Origin of the sequence: Haloarchaeobius amylolyticus (assembly GCF_026616195.1) — an archaeon.
GTDB lineage: Archaea > Halobacteriota > Halobacteria > Halobacteriales > Natrialbaceae > Haloarchaeobius > Haloarchaeobius amylolyticus.
In genome coordinates, this window is sequence record NZ_JANHDH010000001.1 from 1036615 (window position 1) to 1062187 (window position 25573).

27 protein-coding genes and 2 tRNA genes are annotated in these 25573 nt (G+C 67.3%); 17 read left to right on the forward strand and 12 right to left on the reverse strand.

What is annotated here, in order from left to right:
- Position 1: 1 nt before the first annotated feature.
- Together NOV86_RS05270 and NOV86_RS05275 are read right to left on the reverse strand one after the other, a co-directional pair.
- Entirely contained in the window at positions 2-1375 is a 1374-nt protein-coding gene (locus tag NOV86_RS05270) for an aminotransferase class III-fold pyridoxal phosphate-dependent enzyme (RefSeq protein WP_267640217.1), read from the reverse strand.
- 78 nt (positions 1376-1453) lie between these two features.
- Positions 1454-2755 (reverse strand): MgtC/SapB family protein, encoded by a 1302-nt coding sequence (locus tag NOV86_RS05275; protein ID WP_267640218.1) that lies wholly within the window; start codon positions 2753-2755, stop codon positions 1454-1456.
- Positions 2756-2847: 92 nt separating this feature from the next.
- Here NOV86_RS05275 and NOV86_RS05280 point away from each other — a divergent pair, with 92 nt between their 5' ends.
- Positions 2848-4119, forward strand: a complete 1272-nt coding sequence (locus NOV86_RS05280) for an AI-2E family transporter (protein WP_267640219.1) — start codon at positions 2848-2850, stop codon at positions 4117-4119.
- Here the strand turns inward: NOV86_RS05280 and NOV86_RS05285 are convergent, their stop codons facing one another.
- Together NOV86_RS05285 and NOV86_RS05290 are read right to left on the reverse strand one after the other, a co-directional pair.
- On the reverse strand, positions 4120-4359 hold the full coding sequence (locus NOV86_RS05285) for a hypothetical protein (protein ID WP_267640220.1): 240 nt from the start codon (positions 4357-4359) through the stop codon (positions 4120-4122).
- 147 nt (positions 4360-4506) lie between these two features.
- Entirely contained in the window at positions 4507-4788 is a 282-nt protein-coding gene (locus tag NOV86_RS05290; RefSeq protein WP_261651974.1) for a PadR family transcriptional regulator, read from the reverse strand.
- 223 nt (positions 4789-5011) lie between these two features.
- Between NOV86_RS05290 and NOV86_RS05295 the strand changes: the two genes are divergently transcribed.
- On the forward strand, positions 5012-5290 hold the full coding sequence (locus NOV86_RS05295) for an amphi-Trp domain-containing protein (RefSeq protein WP_267640221.1): 279 nt from the start codon (positions 5012-5014) through the stop codon (positions 5288-5290).
- Between the two features lie 505 nt (positions 5291-5795).
- Here the strand turns inward: NOV86_RS05295 and tbsP are convergent.
- Positions 5796-6614, reverse strand: coding sequence for a transcriptional regulator TbsP (gene tbsP, locus NOV86_RS05300; protein ID WP_267640222.1), 819 nt, complete (start codon positions 6612-6614; stop codon positions 5796-5798).
- Positions 6615-6890: 276 nt separating this feature from the next.
- The gene (locus NOV86_RS05305; RefSeq protein WP_267640224.1) at positions 6891-8966 is read right to left on the reverse strand and encodes a hypothetical protein; all 2076 of its coding nucleotides are present in this window, start codon (positions 8964-8966) and stop codon (positions 6891-6893) included.
- A 135-nt stretch (positions 8967-9101) separates the two neighbouring features.
- Between NOV86_RS05305 and glyA the strand changes: the two genes are divergently transcribed.
- The 5 genes from glyA (at position 9102) to NOV86_RS05330 (ending at position 14074) form a co-directional block, all read left to right on the forward strand.
- Positions 9102-10349 carry a serine hydroxymethyltransferase gene (gene glyA, locus NOV86_RS05310; protein ID WP_267641710.1) on the forward strand — a complete coding sequence of 416 codons (1248 nt, stop codon included), beginning with the start codon at positions 9102-9104 and terminating at the stop codon, positions 10347-10349.
- A gap of 186 nt (positions 10350-10535) precedes the next feature.
- Complete coding sequence (locus tag NOV86_RS05315) at positions 10536-12119, forward strand: methyl-accepting chemotaxis protein (protein ID WP_267640225.1); 1584 nt, start codon at positions 10536-10538, stop codon at positions 12117-12119.
- Between the two features lie 158 nt (positions 12120-12277).
- Positions 12278-13168: a bifunctional methylenetetrahydrofolate dehydrogenase/methenyltetrahydrofolate cyclohydrolase gene (locus NOV86_RS05320; RefSeq protein WP_267640226.1), complete on the forward strand. Its 891-nt coding sequence runs from the start codon at positions 12278-12280 to the stop codon at positions 13166-13168.
- A 79-nt stretch (positions 13169-13247) separates the two neighbouring features.
- On the forward strand, positions 13248-13697 hold the full coding sequence (locus NOV86_RS05325; protein ID WP_267640228.1) for an SRPBCC domain-containing protein: 450 nt from the start codon (positions 13248-13250) through the stop codon (positions 13695-13697).
- Positions 13697-14074, forward strand: a complete 378-nt coding sequence (locus NOV86_RS05330) for a YrdB family protein (protein WP_267640229.1) — start codon at positions 13697-13699, stop codon at positions 14072-14074. Before NOV86_RS05325 ends, NOV86_RS05330 begins: the two co-directional genes overlap by 1 nt.
- A gap of 3 nt (positions 14075-14077) precedes the next feature.
- Here the strand turns inward: NOV86_RS05330 and NOV86_RS05335 are convergent, their stop codons facing one another.
- Positions 14078-14803, reverse strand: a complete 726-nt coding sequence (locus NOV86_RS05335) for a DUF7117 family protein (protein ID WP_267640230.1) — start codon at positions 14801-14803, stop codon at positions 14078-14080.
- A 132-nt stretch (positions 14804-14935) separates the two neighbouring features.
- Here NOV86_RS05335 and NOV86_RS05340 point away from each other — a divergent pair, with 132 nt between their 5' ends.
- The 6 genes from NOV86_RS05340 (at position 14936) to NOV86_RS05365 (ending at position 18732) form a co-directional block, all read left to right on the forward strand.
- Entirely contained in the window at positions 14936-15376 is a 441-nt protein-coding gene (locus NOV86_RS05340; protein WP_267640231.1) for a hypothetical protein, read from the forward strand.
- Positions 15377-15406: 30 nt separating this feature from the next.
- The gene (locus NOV86_RS05345) at positions 15407-15700 is read left to right on the forward strand and encodes a hypothetical protein (protein ID WP_267640232.1); all 294 of its coding nucleotides are present in this window, start codon (positions 15407-15409) and stop codon (positions 15698-15700) included.
- 186 nt (positions 15701-15886) lie between these two features.
- Positions 15887-16336 (forward strand): DUF7528 family protein, encoded by a 450-nt coding sequence (locus NOV86_RS05350; protein WP_438266716.1) that lies wholly within the window; start codon positions 15887-15889, stop codon positions 16334-16336.
- 129 nt (positions 16337-16465) lie between these two features.
- Entirely contained in the window at positions 16466-17377 is a 912-nt protein-coding gene (locus NOV86_RS05355; protein WP_267640234.1) for a DUF1028 domain-containing protein, read from the forward strand.
- A gap of 96 nt (positions 17378-17473) precedes the next feature.
- Positions 17474-18217, forward strand: a complete 744-nt coding sequence (thyX, locus tag NOV86_RS05360) for an FAD-dependent thymidylate synthase (protein WP_267640235.1) — start codon at positions 17474-17476, stop codon at positions 18215-18217.
- 224 nt (positions 18218-18441) lie between these two features.
- Entirely contained in the window at positions 18442-18732 is a 291-nt protein-coding gene (locus NOV86_RS05365) for a hypothetical protein (protein WP_267640236.1), read from the forward strand.
- Between the two features lie 54 nt (positions 18733-18786).
- Here NOV86_RS05365 and NOV86_RS05370 read toward each other — a convergent pair whose 3' ends face one another.
- On the reverse strand, positions 18787-19095 hold the full coding sequence (locus NOV86_RS05370; RefSeq protein WP_267640238.1) for a winged helix-turn-helix transcriptional regulator: 309 nt from the start codon (positions 19093-19095) through the stop codon (positions 18787-18789).
- Between the two features lie 484 nt (positions 19096-19579).
- Here NOV86_RS05370 and NOV86_RS05375 point away from each other — a divergent pair, with 484 nt between their 5' ends.
- The 3 genes from NOV86_RS05375 to NOV86_RS05385 all read left to right on the forward strand — a co-directional run bounded on the left by NOV86_RS05375 (position 19580) and on the right by NOV86_RS05385 (position 22236).
- Complete coding sequence (locus NOV86_RS05375) at positions 19580-20776, forward strand: metal-dependent hydrolase family protein (RefSeq protein WP_267640239.1); 1197 nt, start codon at positions 19580-19582, stop codon at positions 20774-20776.
- A 34-nt stretch (positions 20777-20810) separates the two neighbouring features.
- Positions 20811-22061, forward strand: coding sequence for a helix-turn-helix transcriptional regulator (locus NOV86_RS05380; protein WP_267640240.1), 1251 nt, complete (start codon positions 20811-20813; stop codon positions 22059-22061).
- A 100-nt stretch (positions 22062-22161) separates the two neighbouring features.
- Positions 22162-22236: transfer RNA gene (locus NOV86_RS05385), tRNA-Glu, on the forward strand.
- A gap of 418 nt (positions 22237-22654) precedes the next feature.
- Here the strand turns inward: NOV86_RS05385 and NOV86_RS05390 are convergent.
- A tRNA-Val gene (locus NOV86_RS05390) sits at positions 22655-22729 on the reverse strand.
- Between the two features lie 53 nt (positions 22730-22782).
- Positions 22783-23043: a DUF7553 family protein gene (locus NOV86_RS05395; protein ID WP_267640241.1), complete on the reverse strand. Its 261-nt coding sequence runs from the start codon at positions 23041-23043 to the stop codon at positions 22783-22785.
- 321 nt (positions 23044-23364) lie between these two features.
- Between NOV86_RS05395 and NOV86_RS05400 the strand changes: the two genes are divergently transcribed.
- Positions 23365-24312, forward strand: coding sequence for an MBL fold metallo-hydrolase (locus NOV86_RS05400; RefSeq protein WP_267640242.1), 948 nt, complete (start codon positions 23365-23367; stop codon positions 24310-24312).
- 18 nt (positions 24313-24330) lie between these two features.
- On the opposite strand, the gene NOV86_RS05405 is transcribed toward NOV86_RS05400, so the two are convergent.
- Positions 24331-24906: a CAP domain-containing protein gene (locus tag NOV86_RS05405; RefSeq protein ID WP_267640244.1), complete on the reverse strand. Its 576-nt coding sequence runs from the start codon at positions 24904-24906 to the stop codon at positions 24331-24333.
- Positions 24907-24969: 63 nt separating this feature from the next.
- On the reverse strand, positions 24970-25503 hold the full coding sequence (locus NOV86_RS05410) for a cob(I)yrinic acid a,c-diamide adenosyltransferase (protein ID WP_267640245.1): 534 nt from the start codon (positions 25501-25503) through the stop codon (positions 24970-24972).
- Positions 25504-25573: the final 70 nt, after the last annotated feature.

A 25573-nucleotide genomic window follows, 5' to 3' on the forward strand; every position in this document is an offset into this window, starting at 1 on the left:
TTTACGAGGCGTCGCCGGAGCCGGCCGTCGTGGTCGGGGCCGAGTGTTCGGCGGCCTCGACGGCCTCCAGGAAGACGTTCGCGCCGAGGTCGATCTCGCGCTCGGTCACGTCGAGCGGCGGGAGCAGGCGCAGGCTCTTGTAGCCACAGCCGAGGGTGAGCAGCCCGCGGCCGAGTGCCTGCTTGATGACCTCCTCGCGGCGGTCCTTGGTGTCGAACTCGACCGCGAACATCAGGCCGCGCCCGCGGATGTCGACGATGGACTCCATGTCGGCGTCCGCGATGGTCTCCCAGAGCTGGCGACCGCGCTCGGTCGCGTTGTCGAGCAGGTCGTACTCGTGGATGGCGTCGATGGTGGCCACGCCCTGTGCGGCCGAGAGCACGTCGCCGGCGCCCCACGTCGAGGAGAGGCGACCCTTGTTCTCGGGGAACACGTCGGAGCGGGAGATGGTCGCGCCGACGCGCAGGCCCTTCGCGCTCGTGATGACGTCCGGTGTGAGGTCGATGTGGTCGACACCCCACATCTTGCCGGTCCGACCCAGCCCGGCCTGTATCTCGTCGACGATGACGTAGATGCCGTGGTCGTGGCGGATCTGTTCGAGGTCGCGGATGAACTCGTCGTGGGGGACGCGGTAGCCACCCTCGCCCTGGACGGGCTCGAGGATGAGATAGGCGACCTCGTCGGGGTCGATGACGCCCGCGTCGGGGTCGAGCTTGTCGGCGAGGACGTTCCCGCCGGGGCCGTCGGTCTGCCACTTCTCGCGGTAGGCTTTCTCCGTCGAGATGTACGGGACCGAGACGATGCCCGGCACCTCGGGGTAGCCCTTGCGGTGGACGGTCTTCGAGCGGTTCAGCGAGAGCGCGCCGAGGGTGCGGCCGTGGAACGCGCCGTCGAAGCAGACGCCGCGGTGGCCGCGGCGGTTGTAGCAGATCTTGATGGCGTTCTCGACGGCCTCCGCGCCGGAGTTCGAGAGGAAGACGCGGTCCATGTCGTAGTGGTCCGTCGCGTCGATGAGCCGGTCCATGAGCTGGGTCGGCGACGGAATCTCGGGGTCCTGGGGCGGCCAGCCACCGCTGGCGTAGAAGTCCTGGCCCGCGATCTTCACGGGGTCGATGAGTTCGAACTCGGCCAGGCGGTCCATGACCTTCGGGTTGTTGTACCCGAGCGGGGCCGCGGCCACGTGGCTGGTGAAGTCCATGAGCACGTTGCCGTCGATGTCGGTACAGAAGGGACCCTCGGCGTCCTCGGTGATGTCCCAGACGAAGTCGTAGACGTAGGTACTCGGCGCTGAGAACTGATGGTGGTACTCCACCCACTCCTGTGCCTTCGAACCGGGCATGTGGTCCACCCGGGGCTCGGCCGTGTCTCGGTCCATGCTCCCCTGTAAGGAAAGGTTCTATTAAATAGGTTCGTTGTTTGGCGCAATTATCGTCGGCCCCGAACTGGGAGAGGGCTAGGCGGTGAGCACGAGGACGGTCGCGACCGCACCCACGATAACAAGTACCCCGCTGTAGCCGGCGACGAGCCGGGAGAACGACCGGTTGGGGCTGACCGCCGTCAGGCCGGCCTTCACGACGATAGAGGAGGCGGTCGCCAGCAGGACCGACAGGACCGTCGTCTCCGCGCTCAGGGTGCCACCGCGGAAGAGCAGGACCGCGGAGGTCGTCGCGCCGGCACTGGAGACCAGCCCGGAGGCGACCGCGGTCGCGAGGAACCCGGCCGCGCCGAACTGCTCGTTGGCGACCGACCCGACCACGAGCACCGCCATGAACATCCCGCCGAACCCGAGCGCGTACCGGAGCGAGAAGGGACTGCCGAGCGAGATGTCGACGTTCTCGGTCCAGTCGGCGGTGAGCGCCGCGACCGCGACGGCGGCGAGGATGACGGCCACGAGGGGGAGGGTCGCGGAGACGAGGAGCCCCCGCGAGAGTGTGAACGCGAGGACGATGAGCAGGTTCCGCAGCGCCATCGCCGCGTCCGCGAGGAGGATGGCCGCCGCCGCGTAGGAGGCCGCCTCGGTGTTCTGGCGCACGTGGTCGAGCATGGTGCCCACGACCGCGGTCGAGGAGACCAGCCCGCCGAAGAAGCCCGTGATGGCGATGCCCCGACCGCCGTAGAGCTGGACGATGACGTAGTTGAGGATGCCGATACCCGCGACCGTGACGACCATCAGCCAGACGACCTGGGGCTCGATGGTGAGGTCCTCGATACCGAGGAGTGGGACGCTGTACTGCTGTTCCCCGGCCGGGAGCAGCGGGTAGACGACGAAGGCGATGATGGCGAACTCCGCACCGGAGCGGACCTCCTCGCGCGAGAGGTTCTCCGCGAACGAGTGCAACTCGCGCTTGAGCACGAGCACCAGCGACGAGAGGACCGCGACGGCGACGCCCTCGAGGACGAACCCGGTCGCGACGAGCGCACCGACCCCGTAGGCGACGAGCATCGACATCGAGGTGGTCAACGCGAGGCCGTTCTCACCGCCGGAGAGCAGGCCGCGAACCGCGAGGACCGCGCCCTGGATGATGACGAGCAGGCCGCCGACGAACAGGAGCGCCGTCCCGTAGGGCGTCTCCGCCGCCAGCAGCGTGAAGACCGCGCCCGCGAGGCTGATGAGCGAGAAGGTCCGGATACCCGCAGATTTCTGTGACCACTCTCGTTCCAGCCCGAGGAACAGCCCCAGCGCCCCGGCCAGGACGAGCCGGACGACGTGACTCTCGAGCGTCGCGGTCGGTGACTGTTGCAGGAGGAAGTCCACTTCCTCCCCTTCACACACCGGGGACTTATTTCCTCACCCTGGGGTTCCAGAACCACGACAGGTTTTTACCGGCTCGCAACGCCGTGGACAACATGTTCGGCGGTTTCGACATCGGTCGGTCCCGCGCTCCATGGTGGGGTATCGCCCTCTTCCTCGGGGTGGCCCTGCTGTTCGTCGTCTACTCGTTCGTCGGGACCTTCGTCTTCGGTGTCTTCATCTACTACGCCACGCGCCCGGTCTACCGGCGGCTCAAGCGCCGCGTCCGTCCGCCGAGCCTCGCGGCGACGGTCGCCATCTTCACGCTCGCCCTTCCGTTCATGCTCCTGCTGGCGTACACCATGGCCATCGCCCTGCAGGAGGTCGACGCGTTCACGAAGTCACTGCAGGAACAGCAGACGAACGGCGGCGAGGTGAGCGAACTCCAGAAGATCCTCGACCCCTACATCACCCTCGCGAACGACGTCCAGAACCCGCAGGACCTGCTGACCAACCAGGAGGGACTGAGCGTCCTCACGGACGTCCTCAACAGCAGCCAGCAGTTCGTGGGCATCGTCGGCACGGGTGCGCTGCACCTGTTCATCATGATCGCACTGGCGTTCTACCTCCTGCGCGACGGCCACAAGCTCTCACGGTGGTTCCTCTCGACGTTCGGGGACGACCGGGGCGTCCTCCGGTCGTACCTCTCGGCGGTCGACCGCGACTTCCGGAACATCTTCTTCGGGAACATCCTGAACGCCTTCCTGACCGGCGTCATCGGTGCGCTCTCCTACAGCGTGTTGAACGTGTACGCGCCCACGACCGAGTTGACCATCCCCTACGCCGCCCTCATCGGGCTGCTCGCGGGCGCGGCCAGCCTCATCCCCGTCGTCGGGATGAAACTCGTCTACTTCCCGGTCTCCGGGTGGCTGTTCTACCAGGCGTTCTCGACCGACCAGTCGGGGCTGCTCTGGTTCCCCATCCTGTTCGTCGCGGTCTCGTTCGTCATCGTCGACGTCATCCCGGACCTCGTCCTCCGGCCGTACGTCTCCGGGCGCAACCTGCACGTGGGGTCGGTGATGTTCGCGTACATCTTCGGCCCGCTCCTGTTCGGCTGGTACGGCATCTTCCTCGGGCCGATGCTGCTGGTGCTGTCGGTGCACTTCGCGAAACTGGTGCTCCCGGAACTCCTGCACTCGGAGAAACTCCAGCCCTACGCGGTCGACCCGACGTACTTCACGCCCGCCGACGAGGCCGCCGTCGAGGACGTGGAGGCCACGACGCGGCACTCGTCGGACACCGACGCCACGCCGACCGACGGCGGCCACCCCGAACCCGAGGACCCGGCGGAGCCCGTCGACGACGGGGACGACGCGAGCGAGGAGTAGTCACTCCAGGCGTTCGCCGTCGCGCGGACAGTACTCGTTCCGTGGGTCGCTCGTCTCGAAGCCACAGCGCGGGCAGGTCCGCCGGTCCGGGTCGGTGGTGTCGCCACCGCGCCGGAACAGGAACGGGACGAACGGCAGGAACAGGAAGACCGCGAGGGTCTCGAAGCGCCACCAGAGGAACACGGAGAGCGCGAGGCTCGCGAGCAGCCCGCCGGCCGCGACGAGGAATCGTCGGTCCATACGGCTGGTCGTACGTACTGGTGCGCAGAAAATCGTTCCGAGACACGCAGGGGTGCCCCTGTCGACTGTTCATACTGCCGGCTGTACCACCCCGAAGGGGTTCGACCCACCATGGGCCGAACCCCTCAGCGGCTCCAGCCGGTAGTTTCAGGCTTCAGCTTCGACGTACTGGCCTTCCCAGTCGCTCCGTGCCTCGATCTCACGGCGCCCGCGCCGGGTCAGGACGTAGTAGTTCGTCCGCCGGTCACGCTGGCCCTTCTCGATGAGGCCCTTGTCGACGAGCGTGTCGAGATTGGGGTAGAGTCGACCGTGATGGATCTCCTTCTCGTAGTACTGCTCGAGTTCTTCTTTGATCGCCAGTCCGTGTGGTTCTTCTTTCCCAGCGATTACATACAACAGGTCTCGCTGGAATCCTGTCAGGTCGTGCATTGGAAAGGTACAGGAGACTCTTGCACAGCAGATAGTATAAATATGTCGGCCAGACGCCCCCAGATTGCATAAAGACTTGGCCTGATAATACGGCCATACTGGAAGTTAGATAAGAAGTCGTACATATTGTGTATCGTGATACACAAAAATGATTGACATTATGTCCGTGGGATGTGTTGTCTATCCAGAGATATTTAAGACGACGGCTCGCGTAGTGTCGGGCATGCCAGAAGAAGTCCTGTTCAAGTCAGAGTCACAGCAGACCCGGAGCGACATCGCGGCCATGCTGCGCGACGTGGCGGACAAGCTCGACGCCGGCGACCCCATCACCCTCACCGCGGGCCAGCAGTCGGTGACGCTCGACCCGCCGACCCGGCCGACCTTCGAGGTCAAGGCCGAGCGCGAGACCTCGACGGGCGCGACCGAGGGCGAACTCAGCATCGAGTTCGAGCTCGAGTGGGACGAGCGCGCCACCGACGACGGCGAGCTCAGCATCGAGTAGGCACGGACGCTCGCTCACGGCTCTTTCTCTCGACGCACGTGGACCAGCAGTAGCCCTCGGTGGGCAAGTAGCGCCACAGTCCGGATAGTACACCGCACGCGCGCAACCCGGGAACGCAGAACGGACCTGACTCGGGCGCGCGACAGACAGCGACCCGGCAGTCGGGGGTACGAGGCGATCGCCCGAGAACGCGTGCGACAGCTGTTGCTCGTCGAATGTAGTACGAAACAGGAAAGCAGGCCACGCGAGATAAAAGCTCGCGTGGCCGCTTGCCGCCCTGAATTGGTCCCCGCTGACGCTTCGGCCCTCCAAGCGAAGCGTCACTTGACTCATGCCACCGGAGTATCTTAAAGGTACCGACCGCGGCGAATCATCGGTCTTGTGCGCGAGGTCAGAATAGCAGACGGCGCCGACCTCAGACCCTGTATCTCGGGTGGTTCACCCACCCAGCAGACCGGTGTCACCACTGGTGAATGTGGCGGCGCGAAAACGGGAGTCGAACGTCTCAGTTGAGGATGGACTGGGCGACGGTCGCCAGCTGGCCGTTGTCGGCGTCACGCAGGCGGTCGTCGCCGATCTTCAGGCGCAGGCGCGGGCGACCGACGTCGATGGGCACCTTCTCGGTGTCGATGAGACCCATGTCCTCGAGCTTGGTCTTCGTGCGGGAGAACGTCGCCTTCGAGGCGATGCCGACGTCCTCGCCCCACTTGCTGATGTCGTACAGCAGGGCCTCGTTCTTCGCCGCGACGAGCAGCGAGATGGTGACCTCGTCGAGGCCCTCGCCGTCGCCACGCGCGGTCTCCAGCGAGTCGAGGATGCTCGTGAAGTCGTCCTCGGCCTCGGGGCTGATGTCGGTCTCGAGCGTCTCGCGCACGCGGCTGATCGGCGGGGTGCGGAGCTTGAACTCGGACGCCTCGTCCCAGGCGGCCATGTAGGCGTCGTAGGCCGTCGCGACGAACTCGTCGTCGTCGGTCGTCAGGCCACCGACGCGGTTGCCGGCGGTGACGAGCGCGACCACGCTGTCCTCGGTGACGAGCAGGGAGTTCTCCGGGGTCTCCTCGACCGTGCGGAGTTCGAGTGCGTCCTGCTCGATGAGGTCGGCGGCGTTCGAGGCGACGATGAAGTCGTCCATGACGTCCTTGAGGGTGCGTTCGTCGGCCAGCATGTGGACCGACGGCAGGTCGCCCTCGAAGCGGGTCGCCACGCGGACGAACTCCTCGATGGCATCGGCCGACGGATTGACCACGAGAACGTCCCCCGTGGCATCTTCCAGCACGCTCCCGAGTATATCGTCAATTTGTCTATCGAGTAAATTCGAAGTCATGCCTATACACAACAAAACGTCGTATGGATACTTAATTTTATTGGCCTCAGTGGACTCAAATCTTGCCTATTCATGGTTGAATCCGGCGTGGGTGGGCTGACCACAACGCCGTCACCCCCGTCGCCCAAAATTATAAGCCACCAACTGTTGCACTATGGGACTGTTCACGCATGGGACAGCAACCCACCCCCCCAGACGTGCAGCGGACCAGTGGCCGACCCCGCCGGCTCGACGGTGGGAGCAGCCCCTACACCGGACCGTAGCCCCACTCGTCGGTCACGTCCCTTCTCGCAACCGACTCGCCAGCTCGTCCGACCAGTAGAACTCGCCATCGTAGATGACAGAGGTGTCGGCACGGTCGAGGAACTCGAGGGCGGCCGCCCGCGAGAGCGCGAACTCCGACTCGTTGCCACAGAGGTAGGAGTACTCGTTGCCCTCGACGTAGGGATGGTAGTAGCTCCCGGCGTGCTGGAGCGAGAACTGGTCGAACGTGAGGAAGAACTGGTCCTCGCCGAGCCGTTCGAGTTCCGCGGTCGTGGGGAGCCGGTTGGTCGTCTGCGTGAGCGTGTGGGTCCCGTCGCCGACGACGGCGTAGTCCTTGCCCATCATGATGCGTCGCCGGGCGATGCGCAGGGCGCGCTCGAAGGAGAACCCGTGGATGAGCAGGCGGGCGAACGCGGAACCCACCTTGACCGCGTGGTCGTTGAGCACCTGGGTGAACGTGACCGCGCCGGCGACCGCGCCCTGCTCGACCAGGGCCATCCCCTCGTGGAACGAGCCACAGGCGTTCAGGAAGAACGTCTGGGTGTTACAGGTCGCCAGGCTGTCGGCGGGCAGGTAGCCGTCCGGACAGCGCAGGCCGCCCTCCTCGCAGTGGCCGATGTAGTGGACGAAGTCGTTCTCGGACTCGAACACGCGCGCGAGTTCCCCGGTCGTGAGGTGTTCCTGCACGTCGACCGACAGCGGCAGGTCCTCGGCCCGCTCCCGGTAGATGGCCGCCACGTCGGCGTGTTCGGCGTCCATCTTCTCGTCGTTCAGGACGACGGTCACCCGGGCCGCCTCGGCGTCGCGTTCGAGGTACTTCTGGCGGTTGCGGTACGCCGCCGGGGTCGACTTGAACACGTCGATTGGGACGCCCTCGGCCAGCCAGCCGTGGACCCGGCCGCCCCTGAGTTCGGGCTTGACGATGTCGACCGAGGCCACCTCGCCCGGGCCCGTGCGAGGGTCACCCCCGCGGTAGAAGTCGTCGAGCGAGCGCTCGACCAGCTCCGCCCCCTCCAGTTCCGAGGTCCGGGGCAGGTAGAGCATGCTCAGGGTGTGCAACAGGAACGGGACCGTCTCCAGCATCGCGGCCCCCGGGTCGACGTACATCGCGAGGTGCCAGTCGGGGAGCCGGTGTTCGATGGCCGCGTAGGGCACGTCGAGGTACGTCTCCAGCCGGTCGACCGGCGTCCCGTGGTAGAGGTCCTGACGCGGGAGCCCGAGCGCGTCGAGCAGGCTCTCCTCGGCGAGGTTGGTCCCGTAGGGGCCGGCGTTCCGGACCAGGCAGTCCAGGAAGAACACCTTGCGGAGCACCTCGGTGGTGTTCCGTTCCAGCGTCGCCCCGGTCCCGAGGCCGTGGCGGATGCCCGCGCTGGGGGCACACAGCATCGGGGCGTCGAGGGAATCGACGACCTCCACGTCGGCCTGCAGGTAGTACGCGAGCGGGGCGGTCACGAACAGGTCGCCGAACGAGGGCGGGACGAGCAACTCGATGCCCACGTCGGGCGTCGCGTCGGCGATGGCGGCCGGGACCTCCACGGACTCGCCGGTCTCGACCAGTGGAGGGTGCCCTCGCAGGGTCGGGTAGGTCCGGTCCGGTGCCGTGGTCTTGTGCGACGCCGAGAGGTGGGTGAGCGCGGTCGCCATCCCCGTCGGCGTCGGGGGCACGACGAGGGTCCCCGGCGGACACTCGCTTCGGCTCCGGAACCCGAGCGTGCACCGGGTCGGGCCGGGGAACGACACGACGACCTCCTCGAAGTCCGGCGTCTTCGAGATGTTGAGGGGGCCGTCCGCGCGCAGGTACGTCTTGATGTGGGTGTCGAGGTCGACGATGTACTCTCCGGGTGGGAGTTCGAGGGGGCCGGTGTCGTTCTCCAGTTCGTAGGTCGCGTCGCTCGACTGGGAGGCGACGTAGACGACCGAGATGGGGAACCGGAGTTCGGCGGCGGCGCAGTCGACCGTGGTGTCGACCGGGCGTGGGAGCGGGGAGCCCGGGTCCGCGGTCCGGAGGCCCGAGCCGTGGACGGTGAGTTCGGCGTTCCCCGGGTCGACCACCCGGAGGCCGTCCGTCGTCACCTCCCACTCTATCATGCGGATTGGAGAATATCACTAGTGACAGTTAGATGTATCGGGTGTGCAACGCGACCACTGCGACCCTCGCGCGCGGCCCCGTCAAGATGCCCCGAAGAAGGTACACTTATGGAACGACCGACCGCCGATTCGTACATGGACTACGAGCACGTTCGCGAGGTCGACCCCGCTATCGCAGACGCCCTCGAGGGCGAGGAGGAGCGCCAGAACGACACACTGGCGATGATCGCCAGCGAGAACCACGTCTCGGAGGCGGTGCTGGAGGCACAGAGTTCCGTCCTGACGAACAAGTACGCCGAGGGCTACCCCGGCAAGCGCTACTACGGTGGCTGTGAGTACGCCGACGTGGTCGAGGAGAAGGCCATCGAGTACGCGAAGGAGCTGTGGGGCGCAGAGCACGTCAACGTCCAGCCGCACTCCGGCTCGTCGGCCAACATGGGCGTCTATCTCGCCATGCTCTCGCCCGGCGACAAGATCCTCTCGCTGGACCTGACCCACGGCGGCCACCTGAGCCACGGCCACCCGGCGAACTTCACGGGCCAGACCTACGAGGTCGAGCAGTACGAGGTCGACCCGGAGACGGGCTACATCGACTACGACGCGGTCCGCGAGCACGCCGAGGCGTTCGAGCCGGACATCATCGTCTCCGGTTACTCCGCGTACCCGCGCGAGGTCGAGTGGGAGCAGATCCAGGCGGCCGCCGACGCGGTCGACGCCTACCACCTCGCCGACATCGCCCACATCACCGGCCTCGTCGCCGCCGGCGTCCACGAGTCCCCGGTCGGCGTCGCCGACTTCGTCACGGGCAGCACGCACAAGACCATCCGCGCCGGCCGCGGTGGCATCATCATGTGCGACGAGGAGTACGCCGACGACATCGACAAGGCGGTCTTCCCGGGCGCACAGGGCGGCCCCCTCATGCACAACATCGCCGGCAAGGCCGTCGGGTTCAGGGAGGCGCTCCAGCCCGCGTTCACCGAGTACTCCGAGCAGACCGTCGCGAACGCGAAGGTGCTCGCCGAGGAACTGCAGGACCACGGCTTCGAGCTCGTCTCCGGCGGCACGGACAACCACCTCGTCCTCGTCGACCTGCGCCCCTCGCACCCGGACACGACCGGTGGTGAGGCCGAGGAGGCCCTCGAGGAGACCGGTATCGTCCTGAACGCGAACACGGTCCCCGGCGAGACCCGCTCGGCGTTCAACCCATCGGGCATCCGCGCCGGCACCCCCGCGCTGACAACCCGCGGCTTCGACGAGGACGACATGCGCGTGGTCGCCGAGTGCATCGCGAAGGTCATCGACCACCCGGACGACGAGGACGTCAAGGCCGACGTGGCCGAGACCGTCCAGGACCTCTGTGCGGCGAACCCGCTGTACGAGTAAGCAGCAGTAATCACCACGCCGGGTCACCGGCTACCCCCGAACGAGCCGGTCGATATCTCCTTTTTACTAACACTCCCGTCATTTCCAGCCATCGGCTGAACGACCCTGTAGCAGACCCCTGACGGCCTGCAACCGGAAACAGTGGCCATTGCTGTTAATGCACATACACTTATGCACGTGGGGTTCATGTATTCCGTCGGGGAGATGTTAGGGGGTCTGCAACAGCGGCTACCAGCGGTATCGCTCACCGACCATTTCAGGAACAGCCTCGAGCTACAGCTGACGGTCGGCGTCGGGCTCATCGGACTGATCGGGGGGTCGGTCTCGGTGTACCTGTTCTTCGAGACGGCGAACTACCCGCTGTTCGTGCTCGGGCTGGCGACGACCGTCGCCATCATGAGCGCGCTCGGGTTCGGGTCGCTCTCGCAGTTCGTGGAGGTCCGGGCGCTCACGGAGAAGGCGAAGGCCGTCGAGGACGGCGACTTCGACGTCGAACTCGCGACCGACCGGTCGGACGAGATCGGCGAACTCTCACAGGCCATCGCGGGCATGCGCGACCGGATGCAGCACTCGCTCCAGGAGGCCGAGCAGGCGCGCCAGGAGGCCGAGGCGGCCCAGCAGGACCTGCGGGTCATGAACGACCACCTCGAGCGCACCGCCGAACGCTACGGGCGCGAGATGGCGGCTTGCGCCGACGGCGACCTCTCGCGGCGACTACCGACCGAGGAGACCGACAACGAGGCGATGCGGTCGGTCGCCCGGTCGTTCAACGACATGCTCGACGAGCTCGAACCCGCCCACGCCGAGGCGCAGTCGTTCGCCCAGACGGTCGCGCAGGCGAGCGTGAACGCCTCCGAGCAGATGACCGAGGTCGGTGAGCGCAGCGAGGACGTCCACCAGACCATCGACCGCATCGAGCGCGGCGCACAGGCACAGACCGAGAAGATAACCGCGGTGAGCGAGTCGATGGCCGAACTGGCGGACACCATCGACGAGATGTCGGCCACGGCGGAGACGGTCGCGAACCGGTCCGAACGGGCAGTCGCGGCGAACGCGGAGGGCCGCGAGGCCGTCGCCGACACGGCACGGGCCATGCGCGACATCAGAGAGAGCACCCAGCAGGTCGTCACGGACGTCAAGTCCCTGCACGACCGCATCGACCGCGTCGACGAGATGTCGAGCGCCATCACGGACATCGCCTCGGAGACGAACATGCTCGCGCTGAACGCCAACATCGAGGCGTCGAAGGCGACGAGCAACCCGGGCTCGAACGACGGCTTCGGCGTCATCGCCCAGCAGGTCAAGGAGCTCTCGGCCGACGCGAAGCAGCGCTCGACCGAGATCAGCCAGCTCGTCGACGGCATCAAGTCGGACACGCAGGCCGTCGTGGCGGACATGCAACAGATGACCTCGGACGTGGGCGCGGGGCTCCAGGCGGTCGACGAGACGCTCGACGCGCTCGCGGCCGTCGACGACCACGTCGAGCGCGTCGACGAGGGCGTCCAGAACATCGCGGGCGCGATGACCCAGCAGGCCGCCCGGACCCAGTCGGTCAGGACGAAGACGACCGACGTGGCCGCCATCAGCCGCGGGACGACCCGGGCGACCGAGGACGTGGCCGACGCGGCCGACGCCCAGCTCGCCGCGGTCACCACGGTCCAGCGCACGAACGACCTGCTCGAACGGCGCTCGAAGGACCTCTGTGGCCTGCTCGAACAGTTCGACGCGTCCGGGTCCCCCGGCGGGACCGCTGTCCCGGGCGACGACTGAGCAGGGCGGGCTCGATGGCGAGGACTGGTCGGAAGGTGGGCAGCCGATGCCCCCGACCCACCGAAAATGTGCAAGAACGTGTATTTTCTCGGCGTCTTCGGCGGAGAGATGAGCACGAATCCGAGAGTTGAAGGGGCACGTCCGCCAAGCCGGACGTAATGACACACGTCATCGACGGCAACGCGGTCGCCGAGGATGTTCGCGCGGACGTCGCCGACGCCATCGACACGCTGGAGGCCGAGGGCGTGACGCCCGGCCTCGCCACGGTCCTGATGAGCGACGACGGCGGCTCCCAGACCTACGTCTCGATGAAACAGCGCGCCTGCGAGGAGGTCGGCATCGACGGCACGACCGTCGAGATCGACCCCGACGCGCCCGCACAGGAGCTGTACGACACCATCGACGAGCTGAACGAGGACCCCGCCATCCACGGCATCCTCGTCCAGATGCCGGTCCCGGACCACGTCGACAAGCGCGAGGTCCTCCGCCGCGTGGACCCGATGAAGGACGTCGACGGCTTCCACCCCGAGAACGTCGGTCGCCTGGTCGCGGGCAACCCGCGGTTCAAGCCCTGTACCCCCCACGGCATCCAGAAGTTGCTGGACTCGGCCGACGTCGAGATGGAGGGCAAGGACGTGGTCGTCATGGGTCGCTCGGACATCGTCGGCAAGCCGATGGCGAACCTGCTCCTGCAGAAGGCCGACGGCGGGAACGCGACCGTCACCGTCTGCCACTCGCGCACGAAGGACCTCGCGGAGAAGACCCGGAACGCCGACGTCGTCATCGCCGCGGTCGGCGTCCCCGAGATGCTCACCGGCGACATGCTCTCCGAGGGCGTCGTGGTCATCGACGTGGGCACGAACCGCGTCGACGCGGACAACGAGAAGGGCTACGAACTCACCGGCGACGTCGAGTTCGAGAGCGCGAAGGAGAAGGCGTCGGTCATCTCGCCCTCGCCCGGCGGCGTCGGCCCGATGACCATCGCGATGCTACTGTACAACACGGTCCGGGCCGCCAGTCTGGAGTCGGGCGTCGACGTGGACCTGTAAGGCACCGACACCGCTTTTCCTCCTGTCGTGGCGCTTCGTATCACGCAACGTTCATCTCCTCGGCGTGAGATGTAGTTGCATGAACCCACTCGTCACGACAATCGACATCGACGCCCCGACAGCGGCGGTCTGGGCCGTCCTCACCGACTTCGACAGCTACCCCGAGTGGAACCGTCACTCGCTCGTCGCTGGCACCCTCGCCGAGGGTGAGACGCTGCGCGTCGAACCGGGGCCGGACGCCGGGCGGATGCCGACGTTCACCCCGACGGTCGTGACCGTCGAGGAGGGCCGCGAGTTCGCGTGGCTCGGCCACCTGTTCGTCCGCGGCCTGTTCGACGGCGAACACCGCTTCCAGGTCGAGGACATCGGTGACGGGCGCACCAGACTCACCCAGTCGGAGTCGTTCTCCGGCGTCCTCGCGGGGCTTCTCCTGCGGTTCTTCGGCGAGCAGACCCGCGAGAACTTCGAGGGCGTCAACGCGGCCGTGAAGGCCCGGGCCGAGGCGAGCGCGTCGTCGCTGACGGCCTGATGACCGAACCCGCGACCCACGCCGACCGACTCGGTGGCCTCGGCCTCCTCGTCGTCGGGACGCGCTTCCTCCTCGAACTGGCCGCACTGGCCGCGCTCGGCTACTGGGGGTTCAGGACCGGAGACTCGACGCTCGCGAGCTACGGCCTCGGGCTCGGCGCCCCGGCAGTGGCCGCGCTCGTCTGGGGGACGTTCGTCGCACCGAAGGCCCGGCTGCGGCTGCGCGGGACGGCGCGTCTCGCCGTCGAGGCCGCGGTGTTCGCCAGCGCCGCCGTCGCGCTGGTGCTCGCCGGCGAACCGACGCTCGCGGCCATCTTCGCGGTCGTCGCCACGGTCGACCGGGCGGCCGTCGCTGCCCTGGGACTGGAATCGTACTGAGTCTCAGGACTCGTCCAGCGCCGCCACCCGGTTCTCCGCCTGTGCCAGCGCCGCCTCGTCGTCGTCCCTGACGTAGCGGACGACCTCGCGCATCGCGGTCACGAGTCGCTCGGCGTCGCGGGCCGGCACGTCGCCCTCCAGCGCCCGGACCCGCTTCGCGTGCTCCTCGATGGCCGCCAGGACCTCGGTCGCGGGGCGGTCGATGGTCACGTCGCTGGCGTCGGCCCACTCTCGGAACTCGCGGCGGTACTCGCGCACCGCCTCCGCGTAGGCGAGGCCGCGCCCCTCGCGGAGCGACCGGGGGACCTCGTCCGGCGCGGGCCTGTCCGCCTCGTCGCCCCGCAGGAGCGAGAGCAGGTAGTACTCCTCCTCGTCGTCCCGGCCGAGCGACCGCCCCACCACGTCCGCGACCTGCAGCAGTTCGCCGGCGACGAGGTAGGTGTCGTCGAGGTCCCGCAACTCCCCGCCGTGGACGAACCCGTACTTGCGCTGGAACTCCCGGCAGGCGGACTTGACGCTCTCCAGGGCCTCGTCCTCGGGCGCCTCGTCGAGCCGGGAGACGGCCTCGCTGAGGTCGAGCTCGACGGTGGTCGCCGTGTGGAGCTTCCGGTCCTCGTCGACGCCGACGCTGTGGAGGCTCTCGCACTCGGGACAGGCGACGCTGCCCGTGTCGTAGTACGACCACCGCGTCCCGCACTCCTTGCACTCGCGCTCGCCGCGTATCTCCATATCCCGGGGTACGGCGGGCGGCGTGAAAGGACCGACGGTCGCCGGTGAAGGATTCTTCGGTCGGCGGGCAGACAGAAGTATCATTCTGCAATCATATATCGTCCACTGGCGCCTACAGAGGGGTGAGAACCGATGACCGCGAAACACACCACCGAATCCGCTGCTCGCCCGTCCAGACGCCACTTCCTCGCACTCGGCGCGACCGCAGTCGCCGCCGGCCTCGCCGGCTGTATCACCGGCAGGACGCCGTTCAGCATCAGGGCCGCCGACGAACACACCGTGACCGTCACGGAGGACGTGCGCGTCCCCGCGGACACCCGCCTCGTCGTGACCAACGAACTCGGGTCGCTGGCCGGTCTCGGCCCGCGCGAACAGGCCGACGACGACTCGTTCCGGGGCATCCGCATCACCGACAGCGAGGACGACGCGGTCCACGTCACCGCGACCGTCCGGACCCGGAAGGCCCGGCGCGAACTGGAGAAGATCACCCTCCACGTCGACCACGCCGACGGGGTCCTGACGGTCGAACCCCGCGTCCGGACCGACGGGCTACTGACCACCGTGAAGGCCTAGTGCGACCTCGACATCCGCATCCCCGAGGCCGTGACGGTCCAGCGCGTCGAGACCCTCTCCGGGTCCATCGACGTGGGACTGCGCCGCCTCGACGACCGGACCGTCATCGAGACGAAGACGGGCGACGTCACCGTCCGCGTCCCCGAGGACCTGCGCGGCCCCGCCTTCGTCGAGGCGACCGTCGGCCGGGTCCGGTTCCACGACGGCGTCCACGTCGAGGGTGCCGGCAGCCTCGACGACGTGCTCGGCTGGGGCGACGCCGGACCCCGGCTCCTCGTCTCGACCGCGGTCGGGAACGTGGACGTGGTCCCGCTCGCGGCGTGACCGGCGCCGTCGCCGGTCCGACACCCCGACCTGTACGACCACCACGCTTATGGATTGCTCTCGCATAGTGACCGACACCGATGTCTACACAGACGCCGGAGGATAGAGGAAGTCGCCTCGACGCGGCTGATCGAGAAATTCTCCGCAGACGAGCCTGAACTCACGGTTACAGCCGACAGCCACGGCCTGTTACTCGCTGTCGGCGACGAGACGTACGAGCTTTCCCGCGACGACGCCCTGGAGCTACGCGACCAGCTGGCCGACGCGGTGACACAGACACACGAGTTCGTCCACACCACCTGCACCCACCGCGAGGACGGCAGCTACGTGGTCGAGCGCCGCGGCGCGAACTCCGCCGGCCACCGGAAGGTGTTCGACTCCTTCGAGGCCTGCGTGCGCCTGTTCGGGCGCCTGCCCGACGAGTTCACCGCGGAGGACGTGGGCCGCACCGGGCTCACCGGCGGCCGCCGGCACATGCTGGTGTGGCACTACGCCGAGCATCCCGAGTTCGACTGCGAGCTCGTCTCGCGCCAGCCACTGACCGTGGCGAAGCGCGACGGCGAGACCGCGGACGCGGAACACGACTCGACCGGGCCACGGCCGGTCGGGCTGGTGGAGGTGTCGCCCGCGGACTGAGCGAGTCCCGGATCGCCGACCGCGCTCGCCCGGGTAGCCTGCCGGGTGGCGTACCCTTTTGCCGACCCCTGCCGAGACGACACACATGCAGCAGTACCAGTCGCATGCGGCGGGGCAGGGTGGTCGGGCATGACGTTCTCCATCGTCGCCCGCGACCCCGACTCCGACGCGGTCGGCATCGCGGTCCAGTCGAAGTTCATCAGCGTCGGCTCCGTGGTGCCCTTCGCCAGCGCCGACGCGGGCGCCATCGCCACGCAGAGCTTCGCGAACGTCGCCTACGGCCCCGACGGCCTCGACCTGCTCCGTGAGGGCAGGTCGGCCGAGGAAGTCATCGACGAACTCACCGCGGCCGACCCCGAGGCCCCGCGCCGCCAGATCGGCGTGGTCGGGCAGGACGGCTCCGTCGACGCCTTCACCGGCGAGGAGTGCTTCGACGTCTGCGGCGACGTCCAGGGCGAGCACTACACCGTCCAGGGGAACATCCTCGAGAACGAGGAGACGCTCACCGCGATGGCCGACACCTTCGAGTCGGCCGAGGGCGGCCTCCCCGAGAAGCTCATCGCGGCCCTGCACGCCGGGAACGACGCCGGCGGCGACTCCCGCGGCGAGCAGTCCGCCGCGCTCTACATCGCCAAGCCCGAGGGCGGCTACGACGGCGGGAACGACCGCTGGGTCGACGTGCGCGTCGACGACCACGACCACCCCATCGACGAGCTGGAGCGCGTCTTCCGGCTCTACGACATCACCCTCCTCGCACGCGAGGAGCCCGAGGAGACGCGGGACCTGGACGGCGACGTGGCCCGCGAGGTCTGTGCGACCCTCTCGGAGATGGGGTTCTACGACGAGGACCCGGGCGAGGCGTTCGGCGAGGCCGAACGCGAGGCCCTGGAGGACTTCCGCGGCATGAACAACTTCGAGAACCACGACCTCGCGGTGCTCGAAGACGCCCTGGCGCGGGGCTGGGACGAGGCCGACGGCGAGGGCGAACAGAAGATGGTCGACGCCATCTGGCACGGCCTGCAGCGACTGGACCGGAAGTAGGCCCGCCCGGCTAGCCGTTCGCACCTTCTTCACTGGCCGACCCCGACCAGATAGATTATAGACCAGCAACGAGACGACGCATCCAACGAGGCACACATGAAGGTCGAACTACTCGAGGCGACGGAGGACCCGGAGGAACTCATCTGCAAGGCCGCGCGCAACGACTACTACAGCGACTTCGTGGGCGAGGACGACTTCGAGACGGTGATGGGGAGCATCGACGGCGACACCATCGAGGACAAGCAGGAGACCCTCATCGGCCACCTGCTCGCCCACGGCCACTACGGGCCGTTCGAGCACCCGCAGGCGACGTTCGCCGTCAAGGGCATCAGCCGCTCCTGCATGGCCCAGATCACCCGCCACCGCCACGTGAGCTTCGACGTGCAGTCGATGCGCTACGTCTCCTTCGACGACGTGGACCCCGACGACGTGCGCGAGGGCGAATTGGTCGTGACGCCGCCCTCGGCGTCGGACCCGGACTGGGTCGGGCGGAACCAGAAGACCGGTGCGGTCGACGAGGACGTCGTCGCGGAGCGCGAGGAGGTCTTCCGGGAGTCCGTCAGCCGGAGCGTCGAGGAGTACCAGCGCCTGCTCGACCTCGGCATGCCGCCGGAGGACGCCCGCTTCGTCCTGCCCATCGGGACGAAGGTGAACATGGTCATGTCGATGAACGCCCGGATGCTGATGCACGTCGCCGACATGCGCGCGGCGGCGGACGCCCAGTGGGAGATCCGCCAGCTCACCGAGGAGGTCCTCGACCTCGCGGCGGAGTGGTGTCCCATCACCTTCGAGTACTACGAGGAGAACATGCGCAACCGGAAGAACCGGCTCGCCCCCTGAGCCGCGACGCTTGCGTGTGCAAGGTCGGCTTGAAGGCTTCAGGCACGACCATCCGCGCGTACCACTGCCGATTCGAGAGACGTGACGGCCGTGAACAGTTCGGAACTGAGAGACATAACCGCGTGTTAGCGCGGTTCGAACCGCCGGTTCCGTGAACGTTCTGAACGGTACCACGTGACAATGGGCACTTACTAATGAGTCAGTAGGGTGAATACTCTCTCGAGATGGGGGAGATCTGGGGAGACGTCGTGGAGGCGGTCGCGGGGCTACACCCGCGGGTCCGCCGCCGCCGACGCGAATACCGGGAGATAGCACAGGCAATCGACCAGCAGGACGTTCCGGCACGGTCCTTCCGCTGTGACGGCTGCGGCCGCGTCCAGTCTCGACACGCGGCGTCGGCGCTCGTCACCGACGGCGGGGGCGAGGGTGCCCCTGGCGTCTGGTGTGTGACCTGCGTCGAAGAAACAGCGCGAAACCAGAGCCAGACCCGAACGCTGGCCGGTATCGAACGCTAATCAGTCGTCGTCTTCGTTCTCGTCGTCGTCGTCACCGCCACGGACCATCTGGCCCTAGGCCTGCGACCCGGCCTGCGGGTCGCTGGCGTGCGGCCCTTCGATGAGGGAGCCGAAGTCGTCGACCTCGTCGTACTGGTCCTGGTACATCAGGGCGATCTTGCCCTTCTTCGTGATCTCGTAGAGACCGGACCGCTCTGCCGGCCCGATCTTCTCGACGAGACCGTAGTCCGCGAGGACCGGTAGCCGGCTGTTGATGTTCTTGCGACTCTTGCCCGTGTGGTGGGCGAGGTTGGTCGCGACGTTTCTCCCCTGTGCCTGTAGTGCTTCCAGTATCAGGAAGTCGGTTGGTTGGCGTAGTCTCACTGTATACACACTCCCGGCTGAGCCGTTGTATATACTACTTGGGCGCTCCTTTTATTTCTATCTAATGGCAATTTCACGGTTCGATGGCCATTAGTAATCGGCACCGGTGATTTTATGGTGGTCGCGCAACAAGTGTGCGACAGGGTGTGACGGCAGCACCACCCACGTTGCCGACACCCTGACTGGACGACCCCCACCCACCCCCCCATCACTGCCCCGTCAGAGGCACACACCCACCCACCCGAACCACCCAGACTACCCGAACCAGACCACCACAGCACACCAACCCACCCGCACCCACCCATGCGACGGTTGGTCCGACCGTGTGAGTCGTCATCCTACACGGGTCGGTTTTTTCGTGTTCCTCCGTGAACCGGACAGGCATGACCCCGGTCCACGGCACACTCTCGCAGCCGAGCACCGCCCGCCAGCGGCACCAGCCGCCCAGCGACGCCCCCGCCCCGAACCCCACGGAGGGTCGTCGATGACCACGCACGTCTTCCGCGGCGGCGTCGTCGTCGACGCTGACGGCGCGCGCGAAGCCACCGTCGTCGTCGAGGACGACCGCATCACGCAGGTCGCCCCGGTCGACAGCGATACCGGCCACGGCGACGACCTCGACCCCGACGGCGCCGAGGTCCACCACCTCGACGGGGCCTACCTCGCGCCCGGCCTCGTGGACGCACACGTCCACCTCATGATGGACGCCGGCCCCGACCCCGCCGCGAACGTCGACGCCTCGACGGCCAGCCTCACCTACCAGGCGACCCGCAACCTCCGCGACGCGGTCGAGGCGGGCGTCACCACCGTCCGGGACCTCGGTGCCCCCGACGGGATCGCACTCGACGCCCGGGCCGCGGTCGCCGACGGGACCGTCGCCGGCCCGCGGGTCCACGCCTGCGGCCAGAACGTCGTCATGACCGGCGGGCACGGCCACTGGTTCGGCCGCGAGGCCGACGGCCCCGCCGAGGTACGCAAGGCCGTCCGCGAGCAGCTCAAGGCCGGCGCGGACGTCGTCAAGTGCATGGCGACCGGCGGCGTCCTGACCGAGGGCGCCCAGACCGGCGCGCCCGAACTCACGCCCGACGAACTCGCCGCGCTGGTCGACGCCGCGAGCGCGAAGAACGTCCCGACCGCCGCCCACGCCCACGGCACCCGGGGCATCGAGAACGCCGTCGCCGCCGGCATCACCAGCGTCGAACACGGCACCTACATGGACGAGAACGCGGCCCAGATGATGGCCGACGCGGGCACCTACTGGGTTCCCACGGCCAGCGCGGTCCACGGCATCGTCGACAACGCGGACGCGGGGACCATCCCCGAGTGGGCCGTCGAGAAGGGCGAGCACGCCCTCGAGGCGTTCGCGGAGGCCTTCGAGCACGCGCTCGCGGCCGGCGTCACCGTCGCGATGGGCACCGACGCCGGCACCCCGTACAACCGGTTCGCGGACATCCCGCAGGAACTCGAACTGCTCGTCGAGTACGGTCTGACGCCCGCAGAGGCACTTACGGCCGCGACGCGCAACGCCGCGGACCTTCTGGGCGTCGACGCCGGCCGCATCGCGCCCGGCCTCGCGGCCGACCTCGTCGTCCTGTCAGCCGACCCGACGGACGACGTGACCGCGTGGCGACACCCGGACCGTGTCGTGGCGCGCGGCCGATTCGTCAGTAACATGGCCTAGCGTTCTTTACCCCTCCCCGAGAATGGGTAGGCGAATGCGTCGGTCACTTGGTGTCGGAACACTGGTCCTCCTCGTCGTGGGCGCGACCATACTGGCAGGTACGGGCCCGAACACGGACGTCGCGCAGGCCCCGACCCCGTCGGTAGACGGCCCACGGGGAGATCTCGCAGGCGCGCAGCAGTTCGACCGCACACAGTTCCAGATACAGCTATACGAGAACGGGTCGGCGCGCTTCGCCATCCACTACGAGCGCAACCTCAACGAGTCCGAGCGCTCGCAGTTCGAGGAGTTCGCCGAACGCTTCGAGAACAACGAGACGGAGCTCTGGACGGACTTCCAGCGTCGCGCCCAGAGCCTCGTCGCCAACGGGCAGAACCAGACCGGGCGCGAGATGACGGCGACCGCCTTCCAGCGGCGCGCCAACATCCAGACCGGTTTCAACGACATCGGCGTCGTCGAGATGTCGTTCCTCTGGACCGGCTTCGCCAGTGAGTCCGGCGACCGCGTCGTCGTCGGCGACGTCTTCGAGGGCGGCCTCTACATCGGCCCCAGCCAGTCGCTCGTCGTCCAGACCGGCCCGAACGTCACGTTCGCCGCGGTCACACCCGAGGGCACCGTCTCCGGCGACTCGCTGGCGACCAGCGACTCCGTCACCTGGCAGGGCGAGAAGCAGTTCTCGGACGAACGCCCCCGCATCGAACTCGTCCCGAAGGGGACGGCTGGCGGCACGACCGCCGGCGGCGGCGACGGTGACGGTGGAACCACCGCGCCCGGGCAGGGTGGCGACGGGGCAGACAGCGGCCTCCCCCTGATGCCCATCCTGCTCGTGGTCGCGCTGGTCGGCGTCGGCGGCGTCGTCGTCTGGTGGCGCGCCCGCGAGGAGGGCGTCACCGGCGACTCGACCGCCGGCCCGACCACGACCGACCGCCCCGCCGAACCCGAGTCGCCCCAGATGAGCGGCGGCGCCCCCGCAGAACCCGACCCCGCGACCGACACCGAACCCGCGCCCGAACCCGCCGTCAGCGACGAGGAACTGCTCACCGACGAGGACCGCGTCCGCAAGCTCCTCGAGGACCACGGCGGCCGCATGCGCCAGTCCAACATCGTCGACGAGACCGACTGGTCGAAGTCCAAGGTCAGCATGCTCCTCTCGGACATGGAAGAGGAGGGCGACATCAGCAAACTCCGCGTCGGCCGCGAGAACATCGTCAGCCTCGCCGGCCACGAACCCGACGCCGCCGGCTCGCCGTTCGAGGACGAGAACGACGAGGGTGGCGAACGGTAAACCGCCACAGGGCGGCGTCGAAACGCAAGGGTTTTTAGTATCCCTGCTAAACGAAGTAATGCGAAGAACGCACCGCTCAGACGCGAGCAGGCGGATGCAAGCTCCGTTGGTGTAGTCCGGCCAATCATCTTGCCCTCTCACGGCAAGGACCAGGGTTCGAATCCCTGACGGAGCACTTCTCTCGAACTCAGACCGACGAGCGATAGCGAGTCGTGTCTGATGCTGTCAATGCGGAAGCAGGGATTCGAGCAGTGAGCGGTGCGCGGTTCGAAGTGAAACGAGAACCGCGAGGCGAACGGCGTAGCCGTGAGCAACACGGAGCGAGTGAGTTCGAATCCCGACGACCACTTCTCACGAAGCAAGTTCCCGAGCGATAGCGGTGGATTTGCGAAGATCGCGTTACTCGGTCTGGGTCTGGAGACGTGTCTACTGGGAGATCCGTCTTCGACTATAACGGATAGATTGGGCAGATTTGAACCAGCGAGCACCGCGAAGCGGTGCGAGTGAGGTCCAAATCTCCCCGTGTTCCATCTTACGAAACACGAACTTCTCGCTCGCTACGCTTCGCTCGAAGGGATTGTGTTTCGTAAAAGTGGGTTGGGGCAGATTTGAACTGCCGACTTCCTCCGTGTGAAGGAGGTGTCATAACCGGACTAGACCACCAACCCGGGTTCGCACTCTCGGCTACCCGGTTGTCAAACTTAAGAGTTGCTTTCCGTGACTACGCTTCCTGCTTGCGGTAGCCCTCGAGTTTCTTGCGGGCTTCGCGCACGTTCTCCTTGACCTTGCCCTCGGCCTTCTTCTCGTAGGACTTCAGGTCCTTCTGGAACTTCTCGACGCGGGAGGGCTCGGGTTCGGCCTCCTTGCCGCGGAGGTCGTCGAACTTCTGCTGGAGGGCCTCGAACTCCTCTTTGGCGCCCTCTTTGGTGTGCTCGCCTGCTCGCTTGAGGTAGTACTGGGCGTCTTTAAAATGCTTGTTCATACACATCAATACGCATGATAAGAGTTTAACCCTTTCCCCTCCCGGGGTCGACCACACCTTGGATATCTTATACTATATCCCTGCCCCACCCCGCTTTTAGGCCAACCAAAACCACAGCCTTTTTCTAATTGTTAGGCAGACCTAAAACCACGGCCGGCGCCACACTCCCATAGCGAGCCAGACAAGCGCGTCGATGAAGGTGCGACGCGCCGCGACTACCGTGGGCATCATCTCGGTGGTCCCCCTGTCCTGCTTCTCGCCGGCCGCCTGCTTCCGGAGCTAAGCCAAGGATTTACCAGAGGGCGGTCCAACTGGGGAGGTATGTTCGAGCGGTTCGCTATCCCGACGCCGTTTCAGGTCGGTCCGGTCAACGCCTACCTCGCCGGCCGGACGCTGGTCGACCCGGGCCCCGACAGCGAGGAGGCCTGGTCGACGCTCCTGTCTGCACTGGAGACGCGTGAGCTCACGCCGGAGGACGTAGAGCGCGTGCTCATCACGCACCCACACCCCGACCACTTCGGGCTGGCCCACAGGTTCCGTGACCTCGGCGCGGACGTCTACGCCAGCGAGCAGTGCGCGGATATCATCGGGGACTTCGAGGGGCGCTGGGAGTACGAACGCGAGTTCTTCGTCGACTTCTTCGAGCGCAACGGGATGGCGGCCTCGACCGCCGAGTCGGTGACCGACCTCCCGGAGGTGTTCCTGCGGTACGCACCCGACGTCGAGGCGGACGCCGTCATCGCCGACGGCGACGACATGACCGTCGACGACACGCTGGTCGAGGTGGCGAGCGTCGAGGGGCACGCCGCGGGCGAGCTGACGTTCTCCTACGAGCGCGACGGCGAGTACGCCGCAGTCGTCGGCGACAACGTCCTGCCCGACATCACGCCGAATCCGTTCCTCCAGCCGCCGCCGGAGCCGGGCGCCGAGCGACCGCGGGTCCTCCCGCGGTACAACGCCGCACTGGAGCGCCAGCGCGACGCGGGCTACGACCGGCTCCTGCCCGGCCATCGCGAGGCCATCACCGACCCCGCCGGTCGCATCGAGGAGATACTGACCGCCCACGAGGCTCGCACGCAGGACGTGGCGGCGCTGGTCGAGGGCCCGACGACCGCGGTCGACGTGATGCACGGCCTCTTCGAGGACCTGCCCGTCACCGAGCAGTTCTCGGGGATGAGCGAGGCCGTCGGCCATCTGGACGTGCTCGAAGCCCGCGGGGACGTCACCCGACGCGAACAGGGCGGGATGGTCGTGTACGAACAGGCCTGACCCGGGCGACCGGCCCACTCAACAGAAGTTCTGCGTGACGTAGACCGAGGTGTTGCCCATCGTCTCGTCGACCTCGACGACCACGCCGACGCCCTCGCGGTACCAGTAGTCGGAGAGGAGGTTCTCGCGGTGGCCGGTCGAGTTCATCCAGCCCTCGACGGCGCGGGTCGCGATGTCCTCGTCGCTGTAGTTCACGCCCGTAAAGGAGACGTAGAAGACGTTCTCGCCGCCGTAGACGACGCTCTCACCGTCGGCACGGATGCGGCAGTCGTACCGGAACTCGAGGTACCGGTCGAGGACGCTCTCGCCCGCGGGCGAGACGTGACCGACGTAGTCGTTCTCGGCCATGTCGCCGCTGTGGTAGCGGCTCACCTCGGCCAGTGACGAGTCGAAGACGAGCGGCCGGAGCCCGCGCTCGGCACGGACGTCGTTCACCTGGGCGTGGATGGCCGCCTCGATGGCCGCGCTATCCAGTTCCGCGGGCGTCTCCGGTGGTGGCGCATACTGTGCCTCGACGGGGACGAGCGACGGGTTCAGCGCCAGGACGAAGGCGCCGATGGACAGGACGAGCAGGAGTCTGGCCAGTGAACTCACGTGAGAACGGAGGCGACCGCGCCGAATAAGCGCGCGCTGGGGCCGCAGTAGCGCCCTACGGCGTCAGTAAGTCGGGTTCTCCTCGGGAACGCCGTCACGTTGGTTGACGACGCGCGCCCAGACGAACAGCCCGTCCGAGAGCCGGTTGAGGTACTGGATGGCCTCCTCGTTGACCGGGTCGTTGGCGGCCATCGCGACCGCCCGGCGCTCGGCGCGCCGACAGACCGCCCGGGCGTGGTGGAGCCGCGACCCCTTCTCCGAGCCGGTCGGGAGGATGAACGACTGGAGTGGCTCCAGCTCGTCGTCGTAGGCGTCGATCCAGTCCTCGACCTGGTCGACGTGCTCCTCCTCGATGACGGGGTCGTCCTCGTCGGGGTCGGGGTTCGCGAAGTCCGCCTGGACGATGTGGAGGTGGTTCTGGATGCCCTCTAACTTCTCGTCGACGTCGTCGTGGCCGGTCGGGCGGACCGTCCCGATGAGCGCGTTCAGCTCGTCGACGGTCCCGTAGGCCTCGATGCGCGGGCTCGTCTTCGAGATGCGCGACATGTCTCGGAGGTCGGTCATGCCGTCGTCGCCACGGCCGGTGTATATCTTCATGTCCGTGCCTTCGGCCGGCCGGCACTTAACTTGGGACGCGACGGAAGCCGTTGCCCGTTCGTCGAGACCC